Source organism: Trueperella bernardiae (genome assembly GCF_030246965.1).
GTDB classification, from domain to species: Bacteria; Actinomycetota; Actinomycetes; order Actinomycetales; family Actinomycetaceae; genus Trueperella; species Trueperella bernardiae.
On the sequence record NZ_CP127099.1, the window covers coordinates 420158 to 433030 of the forward strand.

At 62.9% G+C, this 12873-nt stretch carries 21 protein-coding genes; all 21 read left to right on the plus strand.

Annotated elements, in window-relative coordinates:
- Positions 1-129 precede the first annotated feature (129 nt).
- The 21 genes from rpsL to rpsH all read left to right on the plus strand — a co-directional run bounded on the left by rpsL (position 130) and on the right by rpsH (position 12859).
- A complete protein-coding gene (gene rpsL / locus QPC17_RS01925; RefSeq protein WP_062613587.1) occupies positions 130-504 on the plus strand; it encodes a 30S ribosomal protein S12 in 375 nt (124 codons plus the stop codon).
- Positions 504-974 (plus strand): 30S ribosomal protein S7, encoded by a 471-nt coding sequence (gene rpsG / locus QPC17_RS01930; protein WP_062613586.1) that lies wholly within the window; start codon positions 504-506, stop codon positions 972-974. Before rpsL ends, rpsG begins: the two co-directional genes overlap by 1 nt.
- An 89-nt stretch (positions 975-1063) precedes the next feature.
- Positions 1064-3133 carry an elongation factor G gene (gene fusA, locus QPC17_RS01935; protein ID WP_062613585.1) on the plus strand — a complete coding sequence of 690 codons (2070 nt, stop codon included), beginning with the start codon at positions 1064-1066 and terminating at the stop codon, positions 3131-3133.
- Between the two features lie 107 nt (positions 3134-3240).
- Complete coding sequence (tuf, locus tag QPC17_RS01940; RefSeq protein WP_068538836.1) at positions 3241-4431, plus strand: elongation factor Tu; 1191 nt, start codon at positions 3241-3243, stop codon at positions 4429-4431.
- 221 nt (positions 4432-4652) lie between these two features.
- Positions 4653-5285, plus strand: a complete 633-nt coding sequence (locus tag QPC17_RS01945; RefSeq protein ID WP_062613583.1) for an HAD family hydrolase — start codon at positions 4653-4655, stop codon at positions 5283-5285.
- A gap of 367 nt (positions 5286-5652) precedes the next feature.
- Positions 5653-5961, plus strand: coding sequence for a 30S ribosomal protein S10 (gene rpsJ / locus QPC17_RS01950; RefSeq protein ID WP_024963332.1), 309 nt, complete (start codon positions 5653-5655; stop codon positions 5959-5961).
- Positions 5962-5972: 11 nt separating this feature from the next.
- Positions 5973-6635, plus strand: a complete 663-nt coding sequence (gene rplC, locus QPC17_RS01955) for a 50S ribosomal protein L3 (RefSeq protein ID WP_062613582.1) — start codon at positions 5973-5975, stop codon at positions 6633-6635.
- Between the two features lie 2 nt (positions 6636-6637).
- The gene (gene rplD / locus QPC17_RS01960) at positions 6638-7276 is read left to right on the plus strand and encodes a 50S ribosomal protein L4 (RefSeq protein WP_062613581.1); all 639 of its coding nucleotides are present in this window, start codon (positions 6638-6640) and stop codon (positions 7274-7276) included.
- Positions 7249-7584 (plus strand): 50S ribosomal protein L23, encoded by a 336-nt coding sequence (gene rplW, locus QPC17_RS01965; protein WP_062613580.1) that lies wholly within the window; start codon positions 7249-7251, stop codon positions 7582-7584. The genes rplD and rplW overlap by 28 nt, the downstream gene beginning before the upstream one ends.
- Before the next feature lie 27 nt (positions 7585-7611).
- Positions 7612-8451: a 50S ribosomal protein L2 gene (rplB, locus tag QPC17_RS01970; RefSeq protein WP_062613579.1), complete on the plus strand. Its 840-nt coding sequence runs from the start codon at positions 7612-7614 to the stop codon at positions 8449-8451.
- A 12-nt stretch (positions 8452-8463) separates the two neighbouring features.
- Positions 8464-8745, plus strand: coding sequence for a 30S ribosomal protein S19 (gene rpsS, locus QPC17_RS01975; RefSeq protein ID WP_024963327.1), 282 nt, complete (start codon positions 8464-8466; stop codon positions 8743-8745).
- An 18-nt stretch (positions 8746-8763) separates the two neighbouring features.
- Positions 8764-9117 carry a 50S ribosomal protein L22 gene (gene rplV, locus QPC17_RS01980; protein ID WP_062613578.1) on the plus strand — a complete coding sequence of 118 codons (354 nt, stop codon included), beginning with the start codon at positions 8764-8766 and terminating at the stop codon, positions 9115-9117.
- Positions 9118-9119: 2 nt separating this feature from the next.
- On the plus strand, positions 9120-9941 hold the full coding sequence (rpsC, locus tag QPC17_RS01985) for a 30S ribosomal protein S3 (protein WP_062613577.1): 822 nt from the start codon (positions 9120-9122) through the stop codon (positions 9939-9941).
- A gap of 5 nt (positions 9942-9946) precedes the next feature.
- Complete coding sequence (gene rplP, locus QPC17_RS01990) at positions 9947-10363, plus strand: 50S ribosomal protein L16 (protein WP_062613576.1); 417 nt, start codon at positions 9947-9949, stop codon at positions 10361-10363.
- Positions 10363-10596: a 50S ribosomal protein L29 gene (gene rpmC / locus QPC17_RS01995; protein ID WP_062613575.1), complete on the plus strand. Its 234-nt coding sequence runs from the start codon at positions 10363-10365 to the stop codon at positions 10594-10596. Before rplP ends, rpmC begins: the two co-directional genes overlap by 1 nt.
- A 10-nt stretch (positions 10597-10606) precedes the next feature.
- Positions 10607-10888, plus strand: a complete 282-nt coding sequence (rpsQ, locus tag QPC17_RS02000; RefSeq protein WP_062613574.1) for a 30S ribosomal protein S17 — start codon at positions 10607-10609, stop codon at positions 10886-10888.
- Positions 10889-10969: 81 nt separating this feature from the next.
- On the plus strand, positions 10970-11338 hold the full coding sequence (rplN, locus tag QPC17_RS02005) for a 50S ribosomal protein L14 (RefSeq protein ID WP_062613573.1): 369 nt from the start codon (positions 10970-10972) through the stop codon (positions 11336-11338).
- 1 nt (position 11339) lies between these two features.
- Complete coding sequence (rplX, locus tag QPC17_RS02010; protein ID WP_062613572.1) at positions 11340-11678, plus strand: 50S ribosomal protein L24; 339 nt, start codon at positions 11340-11342, stop codon at positions 11676-11678.
- The gene (rplE, locus tag QPC17_RS02015) at positions 11675-12220 is read left to right on the plus strand and encodes a 50S ribosomal protein L5 (RefSeq protein ID WP_062613571.1); all 546 of its coding nucleotides are present in this window, start codon (positions 11675-11677) and stop codon (positions 12218-12220) included. The genes rplX and rplE overlap by 4 nt, the downstream gene beginning before the upstream one ends.
- Positions 12220-12405 (plus strand): type Z 30S ribosomal protein S14, encoded by a 186-nt coding sequence (locus QPC17_RS02020; protein WP_024963318.1) that lies wholly within the window; start codon positions 12220-12222, stop codon positions 12403-12405. Before rplE ends, QPC17_RS02020 begins: the two co-directional genes overlap by 1 nt.
- 55 nt (positions 12406-12460) lie before the next feature.
- The gene (gene rpsH, locus QPC17_RS02025) at positions 12461-12859 is read left to right on the plus strand and encodes a 30S ribosomal protein S8 (RefSeq protein WP_062613570.1); all 399 of its coding nucleotides are present in this window, start codon (positions 12461-12463) and stop codon (positions 12857-12859) included.
- Positions 12860-12873: the final 14 nt, after the last annotated feature.

The following is a 12873-nucleotide window of genomic DNA, read 5'->3' on the forward strand; positions in this document are numbered from 1 at the left end:
GATAGTTGCTCATGCCGCCGGCGATAAAGACAGCCCGTGGGCGCGTGGAAGGTACGGTGTCCTTTCACCCGCACGTTCGACCGAGCAGGCGGGCAGTTCGACGATCTGAACTCATATACAGGAGAAGTAGTGCCTACTATTCAGCAGCTGGTCCGCAAGGGCCGCTCCAGCAAGGCGTCCAGCTCCGCGACCCCGGGCCTGAAGAGGAGCCCGCAGCGTCGCGGCGTTTGCACGCGTGTGTACACCACCACCCCGAAGAAGCCGAACTCGGCTCTTCGTAAGGTTGCTCGTGTTCGCCTTTCCTCCGGCGTTGAGGTCACGGCTTACATCCCCGGCGAGGGTCACAACCTCCAGGAGCACTCGATCGTGCTCGTCCGCGGTGGCCGTGTGAAGGACCTCCCCGGCGTTCGCTACCACATCGTCCGTGGCGCGCTTGACACGCAGGGCGTGAAGAGCCGCGGCCAGGGCCGCTCCAAGTACGGTGCGAAGAAGGAGAAGAAGTAATGCCTCGTAAGGGTCCCATCCGCAAGCGCCCGCTCGTTAACGATCCGGTCCACGGCTCGCCCGTGGTCACCCAGGTGATCAACCGCGTGCTTCGTGACGGCAAGAAGTCCACCGCCGAGCGCATTGTTTACGGCGCGCTGGCCGGCGTCGCCGAGAAGACCGGCCAGGAGCCGCTTGAGGTGCTCAAGCGCGCCCTGGACAACATCCGCCCGCAGCTCGAGGTCCGCTCCCGCCGCGTCGGCGGTGCCACCTACCAGGTGCCCACCGAGGTCAAGCCGAACCGCGCGAACGCCCTCGCGATCCGCTGGCTTGTGGACTACTCGCGCGACCGCCGCGAGAACACGATGCTCGAGCGCCTCCAGAACGAGATCATGGACGCCTCCAACGGCCTCGGTGCCGCCGTCAAGCGCCGCGAGGATGTCCACCGTATGGCTGAGGCCAACCGCGCCTTCGCTCACTACCGCTGGTAAAAACGGCCGCCCGGCCTGAATTTTAGGAGAGCCAAAACGTGGCACATACACCACAGAAGGATCTGAACAAGGTCCGCAACATCGGCATTATGGCGCACATCGACGCTGGTAAGACCACCACGACCGAGCGCATTCTGTTCTACACCGGCCTGAACTACAAGATGGGCGAGACGCACGACGGTGCGTCCACCACCGACTGGATGGAGCAGGAGAAGGAGCGCGGCATCACGATTACGTCGGCTGCCGTCACCACCTTCTGGCACAACAACCAGATCAACATCATCGACACCCCCGGCCACGTGGACTTCACGGTTGAGGTGGAGCGCTCGCTGCGCGTCCTCGACGGCGCCGTTGCGGTGTTCGACGGCAAGGAAGGCGTGGAGCCGCAGTCTGAGACCGTGTGGCGTCAGGCTGACAAGTACAACGTCCCGCGCATCTGCTTCATCAACAAGATGGACAAGATGGGCGCCGACTTCGATCACGCCGTGCAGACCATCCGCGATCGCCTCAAGGCGACCCCGCTGGTCATGGCCTTCCCGATCGGTGCTGAGTCAGACCTGTCCGGTGTCGTTGACGTCCTGAACAAGAAGGCGCTGCGCTTCCCGGCCAAGGACGACAAGGGCAACGACACGATGGGCTCCATCGTTGTCGAAGAGGAAATCCCAGCCGAGCTCGCGGACAAGGCGGAGGAACTCTACAACGAGCTGGTTGAGACCGTGGCCGAGACCGACGAGGCCCTTCTGGAGAAGTACCTCGGCGGCGAGGAGATCACGGTTGACGAGCTCAAGGCCGGCATCCGTAAGCTCACGATCGCTGGCGAGCTCTACCCGATCTTCGCCGGTTCGGCCTACAAGAACATTGGCGTGCAGCCGGTGCTCGACGCCGTCGTTGACTTCCTGCCCTCGCCGCTCGACATCGGCCTCATCAAGGGCATGGATGTCAAGGACGAGGAGGTTGTGATCGAGCGCAAGCCCGCGACGTCCGAGCCGTTCGCGGCTCTGGCGTTCAAGATCGCCGCGCACCCGTTCTTCGGCCGTCTGACCTACGTCCGCGTCTACGCGGGCAAGATCGAGCCGGGCGACCAGATCCTCAACGCCTCCAAGGGCAAGAAGGAGCGCGTGTCGAAGATCTTCCAGATGCACTCCAACAAGGAGCAGCCGGTGGATTCGGCGTCGGCAGGTAACATCTACGCCGTCATCGGCCTGAAGGACACGACGACGGGCGACTCCCTTTCCGCGATCGACGCCCCGATGCTGCTCGAGTCGATGACCTTCCCGGACCCGGTGATCCACGTGGCCGTTGAGCCCAAGTCGAAGGCCGACCAGGAGAAGCTCGGCATCGCTATCCAGAAGCTCGCCGAAGAAGATCCGACCTTCACCGTCCGCCTGGACGAGGAGTCCGGCCAGACCGTCATCGGCGGCATGGGCGAGCTCCACCTTGACGTGCTCGTGGACCGCATGAAGCGCGAATTCAAGGTCGAGGCGAACGTCGGTGCGCCGATGGTTGCTTACCGCGAGACCATTCGCGGCAAGGCCGAGCACATCGAGTACACCCACAAGAAGCAGACGGGTGGTTCCGGCCAGTTCGCGAAGGTCATCGTCACCTTCGAGCCGCTGGAGGAGAACGAAGAGGGCGTCACCTACGAGTTCGTGGACGAGGTCACGGGTGGCCGCGTCCCGCGCGAGTACATCCCGTCGGTCGACCAGGGTATCCAGGCGGCCATGGAGAACGGTGTGCTTGCCGGCTTCCCGATGGTGAACGTGAAGGCCACGCTTGAGGACGGCGCCTACCACGACGTCGACTCCTCGGAGATGGCGTTCAAGATCGCCGGCCAGATGGTGTTCCGCGAGGGCATCAAGCGAGCCAAGCCGATCATTCTCGAGCCGATCATGGATGTCGAAGTCCGTACCCCGGAGGAGTACATGGGTGACGTCATCGGTGATCTCAACTCCCGTCGTGGCCAGATCGCCTCGATGGAGGATGCCACTGGCGTCAAGATCGTCCGCGCCCTGGTTCCGCTTTCCGAAATGTTCGGTTACGTCGGCGACCTGCGTTCCAAGACGCAGGGCCGCGCCGTGTACACCATGCAGTTCGCGAAGTATCAGGAAGTTCCGAAGAACGTTTCGGACGAGATCATCCAGAAGGCTCACGGCGAGTAAGCCGCTGGAATTTACAAGTAAGTAGCAGAAAAGTAAGATTCATTTAGCGGTGCGCGCCCAGGCGTGCGATCAAGCTAAAGAGTCAATCTAGTCCCAGGAGGGCGCAAGTGGCCAAGGCCAAGTACGACAAGTCCAAGCCGCACATGAACGTCGGCACCATCGGTCACGTCGATCACGGTAAGACGACGACGACCGCCGCTATCACCAAGGTGCTGGCGGACAAGTACCCGGAACTGAACGAGTTCACCCCGTTCGACAAGGTCGACAACGCTCCGGAAGAGCGTCAGCGTGGTATTACCATCAACGTCTCCCACGTTGAGTACCAGACGCCGAAGCGTCACTACGCGCACGTTGACGCCCCGGGCCACGCCGACTACATCAAGAACATGATTACCGGTGCTGCTCAGATGGACGGCGCCATCCTCGTTGTGGCCGCAACCGACGGCCCGATGGCGCAGACCCGCGAGCACGTCCTGCTCGCCCGCCAGGTTGGCGTGCCGGACATCATCGTTGCGCTGAACAAGTGCGACATGGTTGACGATCCGGAGCTCATCGAGCTCGTCGAGATGGAGGTCCGTGACCTCCTGTCCTCGCAGGATTACGACGGCGACAACGCCCCCGTGGTCCAGATCTCCTCTCTGAAGGCTCTTGAGGGCGAGGAGAAGTGGGTTAACTCTGTCCTCGAGCTCATGGACGCCGTGGATTCCTACTTCCCGGATCCGGTCCGCGACCTCGACAAGCCGTTCCTCATGCCGATTGAGGACGTCTTCACCATCACCGGCCGTGGCACCGTGGTGACCGGCCGTGTCGAGCGTGGTCTGCTCAACATCAACGAGGAAGTCGAGATCCTCGGCATCCGCGCCCCGCAGAAGACCACCGTCACCGGTATCGAGATGTTCCACAAGCAGATGGATCACGCCGACGCCGGCGAGAACTGTGGTCTGCTCCTGCGCGGCACCCGCCGTGAGGACGTGGAGCGTGGCCAGGTTGTTGCCAAGCCGGGTACCATTACCCCGCACACCAATTTCGAGGCTCAGGTCTACATCCTGAAGAAGGAGGAGGGCGGCCGTCACAACCCGTTCTTCACCAACTACCGTCCGCAGTTCTACTTCCGTACCACGGACGTCACCGGCGTCATCACGCTGCCCGAGGGCACCGAGATGGTCATGCCTGGCGACAACACCGAGATGACGGTCGAACTCATCCAGCCGATCGCCATGGAGGAGGGCCTCGGCTTCGCTATCCGTGAGGGTGGCCGCACCGTTGGCTCAGGTCGAGTCACCAAGATCATCAAGTAATCTTCTGATTGCTTGAGTGGGCCCCAGCTTCGGCTGGGGCCCACTGCTATTCCCGCGGGTGTCGGCCGGGATGTTGGCCCGGCGTGTTGGCCCGGTGTATTCCACGCGGGGGCCAGCACGTTGCCGGCCCGTGTGCGGCCGACCCGCACATGAGCGGTCCGCACGTGAGTGGCTGCCGGGCCCGGATCGCTCCTGTCGGCGGGCCACGATAGGATGGCGGCATGAATCTGGACTTCCTTGGAAAGCTGCCCGCCGCCGTCTTGTGGGACATGGACGGCACGATTGTTGACACGGAGTGGGCGTGGGGTGAGCTGTCCGAGGACGTGGTGAAGGCAGCCGGCGGGGTGTGGGGGAGTGAGGACACCGAGTTCATCCTCGGCGCCTCCACCTTGGATCACGCGAACCGGCTTGCCGACGCCGTCGAGCGTGGCGGTAAGCCGCGGCCAGAGCCGATGGAGATTTTCGGCGAGCTCACTGAGCTTATGGCCGAGCGGGCCTACCCGTTCGTGGAGTTGTTGCCGGGAGTGCGTGAGCTGCTCGTTGCCTTCCGCGAGGCGGGGATTGCCCAAGCGCTAGTGACGGCCACGCCGAAGGATCTGGTGGACATCGCACTTGAGAGCTTGGGGGAGACGTACTTCAATACCGTCGTGACGGGTAGTGACGACGTGCCCGGCAAACCCGATCCGGGGCCCTACCTCCTGGGAGCCAGGAGACTCGGGGTCGAGGCGGCCGACTGCCTTGTCTTCGAAGACTCCCGGGCGGGCCTGGCGGCGGCGCGGGCGAGCGGGGCCGACGTTGTCGATGTCAATGACACCCCACCGGCAGAGTTCGCGCGGCGGGCCGGGCTGCTTTAGGGTCGGGCAACTCTAGAGCCAGGCAGTTCTAGCCCCGACCCTGTCAGCCGCTTCACAGGGGGCTACCCTAGTCGGGGTCGGCGTGCGGTGTTAAGATAGATCCCCGGACAGAACTCCACACCGCGCCCCGCGCGTGTGATTGGCCACCATCGCCGGCTGAAGTTGGCGAAGGCCGGGGAAGATACGTCATACTAGTAAAGTTGCTCGGGACGACCGGGCGAGTGAACTTGGCCGAAGGCAGAAAGCATTCGGTACATAAAATGGGTTCGCAAAACCACATAGGGCTTCGTTTGTTACCTCCATCAGGTGCGACACGCCCGACTGCGGGGGACGTGAACACCGAAGGTAGAGAGAGGGAGACGACGCCATGGCGGGACAGAAGATCCGCATCCGTCTGAAGTCATATGACCACGAGGTCATCGACAACGCAGCGAAAAAGCTCGTCGACGAAGTTACCCGTACTGGAGCGTCGGTTGTGGGACCGGTGCCGCTGCCCACGAAGCGCAGCGTTTTTACCGTGATTCGTTCGCCCCACAAGTACAAGGACAGTCGCGAACAGTTCGAAATGCGTACGCATAAGCGACTGATCGATATTGTCGATCCGACCCTGAAGACAATTGACACCCTGCGTCGCCTGGATCTCCCGGCAGATGTCAGCGTCGAGATCAAGCTCTGAGGTAACGCATCATGACAAAGAACAAGACCGCCGCAGCGCCCGTGAAGGCGCTCCTCGGCGTTAAGCTAGGAATGACCCAGGTGTGGGACGAGAACGCTAATCTCGTTCCGGTTACCGTGGTCAAGGTTGGCAAGAACGTTGTCACCCAGATTCGCACCATGGACACCGACGGCTACGAGGCCCTGCAGATCGCCTCGGGCGAGCTGAAGAACAAGAACGTCACCAAGCCGCTCGCGGGCCACTTCGAGAAGGCCGGCGTCGAGCCTCGCCGTTTCGTTGCTGAGATCCGCACCTCCGACGCCGGCGAGTACACGCTCGGCCAGGAGCTCGGCGTGGAGCTGTTCGAGGCCGGCCAGAGCGTCGACGTCGTCGGCAAGTCGAAGGGCAAGGGATTCGCTGGCACGATGAAGCGTCACGGCTTCGCCGGCGTCTCCGCCTCGCACGGTGCGCACCGCAACCACCGCAAGCCCGGTTCGATCGGCGCTTCGGCAACCCCCGGTCGCGTCTTCCGCGGCCAGAAGATGTCTGGACGCATGGGCAACGCCCGCGTCACCGTCCAGAACCTGACCATTCACGCCGTTGACACCGAGAACGATCTTCTCCTTGTCTCGGGCGCTATCCCCGGCAACAAGGGTGGCGTCGTCGTGATCCGTACTGCCGCGAAGGGAGCCTAACGATGGCGGACCTCAAGGTTGACGTTATTGATCTGACCGGCAAGAAGGCCGGCAACGTGGAACTCGACTCGGCCGTCTTCGGTCTCGAGCCGAACATTCCGCTGCTTCACCAGGTGGTTAACGCCCAGCTCGCCGCTCGTCGCGCGGGTACCGCGAAGACCAAGACCCGCGGTGAGGTTTCCGGCGGCGGCATCAAGCCGTGGCGCCAGAAGGGCACCGGCCGCGCCCGCCAGGGCTCGATCCGTGCGCCGCACTGGACCGGCGGCGGCGTCGTTCACGGCCCTGTCCCGCGCGACTACTCGCAGCGCACCCCCAAGAAGATGATCGCTGCCGCTCTGCGTCAGTCGCTCTCGGATCGTGCCAAGCATGACCGCGTGCACATCGTCAAGGGCTTCGTGGAGGGCGACAAGCCGTCCACCAAGGTCGCACTCAAGTTCCTGCTCGAGGTGACCGAGGGTCGCAAGGCGCTGGTCGTCGTCGATCGCACGGACGAGCTGACGATCCTGTCGCTGCGTAACGCCCAGGAAGCACACTTGCTCTACTTTGACCAGCTCAACGCGTACGACGTCCTCGTCGCCGACGACGTCGTGTTCACCGAAGCTGCTTACGAGGCATGGACGAACAAGGAGGAGACGAAGTGACTCACGCTGCGTTCCAGAACAAGGATCCTCGCGACGTCATCATCGAGCCGGTAGCCTCCGAAAAGGCCGCCCGCCTCGAGGACGAGGGCAAGTACACGTTCATCGTTGACCCGCGCGCCAACAAGACCGAGATCAAGATCGCGATCGAGAAGATCTTCGGTGTCAAGGTTGCTTCGGTTAACACCCAGAACCGTCAGGGCAAGGCCCGCCGCACTCGCGATGGCATTGGCCGCCGCAAGGCCACCAAGCGCGCCATCGTCACCCTGCGCGAGGGCACCATCGACATCTACGGCGATATCGTCGGCTAAGCCGACGGGAAGTATTGAGGAACACTCATGGGAATTCGCAAGTACAAGCCGACGACCCCGGGTCGTCGCGGTTCGAGCGTTGCCGACTTCGTCGAGATCACCCGATCTACGCCGGAGAAGTCGCTGCTGCGCCCGCTGCCGAAGACCGGTGGTCGTAACAACCACGGTCGTATCACCACGCGTCACATCGGTGGTGGCCACAAGCGCCAGTACCGCGTGATCGATTTCCGTCGTCACGACAAGGACGGCGTGCCCGCCAAGGTCGCTCACATCGAGTACGATCCGAACCGCACCGCGCGCATCGCGCTGCTGCACTACGTCGACGGCGAGAAGCGCTACATCCTCGCCCCCGAAGGCGTCAAGCAGGGCACGATGGTGGAGAACGGTCCGAACGCGGACATCAAGCCCGGCAACAACCTCCCGATCCGTAACATCCCGATCGGTACGATTATCCACGCCGTGGAGCTCCGCCCGGGTGGCGGCGCCAAGATCGCCCGCTCGGCCGGCTCGTCCGTCCAGCTGGTCGCGAAGGAAGGTAAGTACGCCCACCTGCGCCTGCCGTCGGGCGAAATCCGCCTGGTCGACACCCGCTGCCGCGCCACCGTTGGTGAGGTCGGCAACGCCGAGCAGTCGAACATCAACTGGGGCAAGGCTGGCCGCATGCGCTGGAAGGGCGTCCGCCCGACCGTCCGCGGTGTCGTCATGAACCCGTTCGACCACCCGCACGGTGGTGGCGAGGGCAAGACGTCCGGTGGACGTCACCCGGTCTCCCCGTGGGGCCAGAAGGAATCTCGCACCCGTCATCCGAACAAGCCCAGCGACAAGCTCATCGTGCGCCGTCGCAAGACCGGCAAGAAGTCTCGATAGGAGTAGTCAGCTATGCCGCGTAGTTTGAAGAAGGGCCCCTTCGTCGACGATCACCTTCAGAAGAAGGTTGATGAGCAGAACGAGAAGGGCACCCACAACGTCATCAAGACCTGGTCGCGCCGTTCGGTCATCACCCCGGACTTCCTTGGTCACACGTTCGCAGTCCACGACGGCCGCAAGCATGTGCCGGTGTTCATCACCGAGTCCATGGTCGGCCACAAGCTCGGCGAATTCGCTCCGACTCGCACCTTCAAGGGTCACGAGAAGGACGATCGCAAGGGCCGTCGCCGATAAGGCAGGAGAGGCAGAATAATGGAAGCAAAGGCACAGGCGCGCTACGTCCGCGTCACGCCGCAGAAGGCTCGCCGAGTGATCAACGAGATCCGCGGTTTGAATGCAACCAACGCCTTGGACGTGCTCGAGTTTGCACCCCAGGCTGTTGCCCGCGACGTTCGCAAGATCGTCCAGTCGGCAATCGCCAACGCCCGTTACGCAGCCGGCCAGGCCGGCGAGCGCTTCGATGAGTCCGCTCTCGAGATCCTCGAGACCTACGTGGATGAGGGCCCGACCATGAAGCGCATCCAGCCGCGCGCCCAGGGGCGTGCGAATCGGATCATGAAGCGTACGAGTCACATCACCGTCATCGTCGGAACCAAGGAGGCCTAAGAATGGGACAGAAAGTTAATCCGGTAGGTTTCCGTCTTGGTATCACCACGGACCACCGCTCGAAGTGGTTCACGGACTCCAACGAGGCCGGCAAGACCTACGCCGACTTCCTCGGTGAGGACATCAAGATCCGCAAGATGATCGAGAAGAACCTCGAGCGCGCGGGCGTGTCCCGCGTCAACATCGAGCGTCGCAACGAGCGCGTGGTCATCGACATCCACACCGCTCGCCCCGGCATCGTCATCGGCCGCCGTGGCGCCGAGGCTGACCGCCTCCGCCAGGACCTGGAGAAGCTGACCGGCAAGTCCGTCCAGCTCAATATCCTCGAGGTTAAGAACCCGGAAGCCGACGCCCAGCTCGTGGCTCAGGGCATCGCCGAGCAGCTCGCATCCCGCGTCTCCTTCCGGCGCGCCATGCGCAAGGGCATCCAGTCCGCGCAGCGCGCCGGTGCCAAGGGCATCCGCGTGCAGTGCTCCGGCCGTCTCGGCGGCGCCGAGATGTCCCGCTCGGAGTTCTACCGTGAGGGCCGTGTGCCGCTGCACACCCTGCGCGCCAACATCGACTACGGCTTCTACGAGGCCCGCACCACCTTCGGCCGCATCGGCGTGAAGGTGTGGATCTACCGCGGTGACGTCACCGACGTCGAGTACTACCGCTCCCTGACCGAGGCCCCGCGTGGTCGCGGCGGCCGTGGCCGTGGCGAGCGCCGTGGTGAGCGTCGTGGCGGTAACCGTGGTCGTCAGAACCAGGCCGAGCAGGCCACCACCGAGGCGCCCGCCGCTCCGGCAGCTGAGGCGCCCGCTACCCAGGAAACGGAGGCCTGAGTTACATGCTCATTCCCCGCCGAACCAAGCATCGCAAGCAGCACCGCCCGAACCGTCATGGCATGGCCAAGGGTGGCACCACCCTGGCTTTCGGTGAGTACGGCATCCAGGCTCTCGAGCCGGCCTACGTGACCAACCGCCAGATCGAGGCTGCCCGTATCGCGATGACCCGTCACGTCAAGCGAGGCGGCAAGGTCTGGATCAACATCTTCCCGGATCGCCCGCTTACGAAGAAGCCGGCCGAAACCCGTATGGGTTCTGGTAAGGGCTCAGTCGAATGGTGGGTTGCCAACGTCAAGCCCGGCCGCGTTCTGTTCGAGCTGGCCGGTGTTGACGAGCAGCTGGCTCGTGAGGCCATGTCCCGCGCCCAGCACAAGCTCCCCATGAAGACTCGTTTTATTACCCGTGAGGATGGTGAATAATGGCTAAGGGCATTACCACTGAAGAGCTCGATCAGCTCACCGATGTTGAGCTCGCCGAGCGCCTCCAGGAGGCGAAGGCTGAACTGTTCAACCTTCGTTTCTCGGCCGTGACCCATCGCCTGGAAGACTCCGGCCGTCTGAAGGAGGTGCGTCGCTCCATTGCGCGCATCTACACGGTCGCCCGCGAGCGCGAGCTCGGAATCCGCACCGCCCCGACGGCTAAGAAGAAGTAGAGGAAGCGCGATGAGCGAGCAGGAAAAGAACGTACAGACGCAGCGCAACTACCGCAAGGTTCGTACCGGCTACGTCGTGTCCGACAAGATGGACAAGACCGTCGTGGTCGAGGTCGAAGATCGCCGCAAGCACGCGCTTTACGGCAAGGTTATGACCCGGTCCAAGCGCATTAAGGCTCATGATGAGACGAACGAGGTTCGCGAGGGCGATCTCGTGCGCATCATGGAGACCCGACCGCTGTCCGCGACCAAGCACTTCCGTGTGGTCGAGGTCATCGAGAAGGCCAAGTAATCTCAGGTATCTTTACCTGAGAAAACATCCGTTCGGCAAGGCTCAATATTGAGAACCGGCACGACGACAGGAGATAAGTAAATGATCCAGCAGGAGACGCGACTGAAGATCGCTGATAACACGGGTGCGAAGGAAATTCTTTGCATGCGTGTGCTCGGCGGTTCTGGTCGGCGCTACGCCGGAATTGGCGACGTGATCGTCGCCGCTGTCAAGGATGCAATCCCTGGCGGCAATGTCAAGAAGGGCGACGTGGTCAAGGCCGTCGTCGTCCGCACGAAGAAGCACACGCGCCGTGCAGACGGCTCGTACATTAAGTTCGATGAGAACGCTGCTGTCATTTTGAAGAATGACACCGAGCCGCGCGGCACCCGTATCTTCGGCCCCGTCGCACGCGAGCTTCGCGACAAGCAGTTCATGCGCATCGTTTCGCTCGCGCCGGAGGTGATCTAACATGGCGAAGATCAAGAAGGGTGACCTCGTCCAGGTCATCGCAGGCCGTGACAAGGGCATGCAGGGCCGAGTCCTGCAGGTCCGTGACGATCGCGTCGTGGTTGAGGGCGTCCAGCGCGTCAAGAAGCACACCCGGGTTGGCCGTACCGACCGTGGTGGCACGACCGGTGGCATTGAGACCGTCGAGGCGCCGATTCACATCTCGAACGTGATGCTTGTTGGCCCGGACAAGAAGCCTATCCGCGTGGGATTCCGCGAGGTTGAGGTGGAGCGTAACGGCCGCAAGAAGATCATGCGCGAGCGCATCGGCCGCCGTGGCGGAGAGGAGATCGAGCTGTGACCCCTCGTCTGAAGACCAAGTACCGCGAGGAGATCCTCCCGGCGCTGCAGAAGGAGTTCAACCACACCAACGTGAACAACGTGGGTGGTCTGGACAAGATCGTCGTCAACATGGGCGTGGGCGAAGCCGCTCGCGATTCCAAGATCCTCGACGGCGCGATTGCGGACATCACCGCGATCACCGGCCAGAAGCCCCAGGTGACGAAGGCCCGCAAGTCCATCGCGCAGTTCAAGCTGCGTGAGGGTCAGGCCATCGGTTGCCACGTCACCCTCCGCGGTGACCGCATGTGGGAGTTCCTGGACCGTCTTCTGTCCACCGCGCTGCCGCGCATCCGCGACTTCCGCGGCCTGTCGCCCAAGCAGTTCGACGGCAACGGGAACTACACGTTCGGCCTGACCGAGCAGACCGTGTTCCACGAGATCGACATGGACAAGATTGATCGCGTCCGCGGCATGGATATCACCTTTGTCACCACCGCGACGACCGACGACGAGGGCCGCGCGCTCCTGCGCCACCTCGGCTTCCCGTTCAAGGAGGACTAATGGCAAAGACTGCTCTCAAGCAAAAGGCGGCCCGGAAGCCGAAGTACGCTGTTCGCGCCTACACGCGCTGTCAGCGTTGCGGTCGTCCGCACTCCGTCTACCGTAAGTTCGGCCTGTGCCGAGTCTGTGTTCGTGAGATGGCCCTCGCGGGCGAGCTCCCGGGCGTAAAGAAGGCAAGCTGGTAAGAAACTACGTCGCAGGTCCGGTAAGGAAACCACGACGAGGAAGGGCTGTGGCCCGATGTCTATGACAGACCCCATTGCAGATATGCTCACGCGTCTGCGCAACGCCAACTCGGCGTTCCACGAGTCGGTTGAAATGCCGTACTCGAAGATGAAGGCGTCGATCGCCGACATCCTCAAGCGTGAGGGTTACATTGACGGTTTCACCGTCGAAGACGCCAAGGTGGGCAAGACGCTCACCCTGACCCTGAAGTACGGCCCGAACCGCGAGCGCTCGCTCGCCGGCCTGCGCCGCATTTCGAAGCCGGGACTTCGCGTGTACGCCAAGTCGACCAATCTCCCTCAGGTCCTGGGCGGCCTGGGCGTGGCAATCTTGTCCACGTCCTCCGGCCTCCTCACCGACCGCGAGGCCAAGGACAAGGGCGTAGGTGGGGAAGTCCTCGCCTACATCTGGTAGAAGGAAGGGCTGCA

What these genes read in the sequence shown, in the direction of transcription:
- rpsG (WP_062613586.1), top strand. Translation starts at nt 504, where the DNA reads ATGCCTCGTAAGGGTCCCATCCGCAAGCGCCCGCTCGTTAACGATCCG.
- fusA (WP_062613585.1), top strand. Translation starts at nt 1,064, where the DNA reads ATGGCGCACATCGACGCTGGTAAGACCACCACGACCGAGCGCATTCTG.
- QPC17_RS01945 (WP_062613583.1), top strand. Translation starts at nt 4,653, where the DNA reads ATGAATCTGGACTTCCTTGGAAAGCTGCCCGCCGCCGTCTTGTGGGAC.
- rpsJ (WP_024963332.1), top strand. Translation starts at nt 5,653, where the DNA reads ATGGCGGGACAGAAGATCCGCATCCGTCTGAAGTCATATGACCACGAG.
- rplC (WP_062613582.1), top strand. Translation starts at nt 5,973, where the DNA reads ATGACAAAGAACAAGACCGCCGCAGCGCCCGTGAAGGCGCTCCTCGGC.
- rplD (WP_062613581.1), top strand. Translation starts at nt 6,638, where the DNA reads ATGGCGGACCTCAAGGTTGACGTTATTGATCTGACCGGCAAGAAGGCC.
- rplW (WP_062613580.1), top strand. Translation starts at nt 7,249, where the DNA reads ATGGACGAACAAGGAGGAGACGAAGTGACTCACGCTGCGTTCCAGAAC.
- rplB (WP_062613579.1), top strand. Translation starts at nt 7,612, where the DNA reads ATGGGAATTCGCAAGTACAAGCCGACGACCCCGGGTCGTCGCGGTTCG.
- rpsS (WP_024963327.1), top strand. Translation starts at nt 8,464, where the DNA reads ATGCCGCGTAGTTTGAAGAAGGGCCCCTTCGTCGACGATCACCTTCAG.
- rplV (WP_062613578.1), top strand. Translation starts at nt 8,764, where the DNA reads ATGGAAGCAAAGGCACAGGCGCGCTACGTCCGCGTCACGCCGCAGAAG.
- rpsC (WP_062613577.1), top strand. Translation starts at nt 9,120, where the DNA reads ATGGGACAGAAAGTTAATCCGGTAGGTTTCCGTCTTGGTATCACCACG.
- rplP (WP_062613576.1), top strand. Translation starts at nt 9,947, where the DNA reads ATGCTCATTCCCCGCCGAACCAAGCATCGCAAGCAGCACCGCCCGAAC.
- rpmC (WP_062613575.1), top strand. Translation starts at nt 10,363, where the DNA reads ATGGCTAAGGGCATTACCACTGAAGAGCTCGATCAGCTCACCGATGTT.
- rpsQ (WP_062613574.1), top strand. Translation starts at nt 10,607, where the DNA reads ATGAGCGAGCAGGAAAAGAACGTACAGACGCAGCGCAACTACCGCAAG.
- rplN (WP_062613573.1), top strand. Translation starts at nt 10,970, where the DNA reads ATGATCCAGCAGGAGACGCGACTGAAGATCGCTGATAACACGGGTGCG.
- rplX (WP_062613572.1), top strand. Translation starts at nt 11,340, where the DNA reads ATGGCGAAGATCAAGAAGGGTGACCTCGTCCAGGTCATCGCAGGCCGT.
- QPC17_RS02020 (WP_024963318.1), top strand. Translation starts at nt 12,220, where the DNA reads ATGGCAAAGACTGCTCTCAAGCAAAAGGCGGCCCGGAAGCCGAAGTAC.
- rpsH (WP_062613570.1), top strand. Translation starts at nt 12,461, where the DNA reads ATGTCTATGACAGACCCCATTGCAGATATGCTCACGCGTCTGCGCAAC.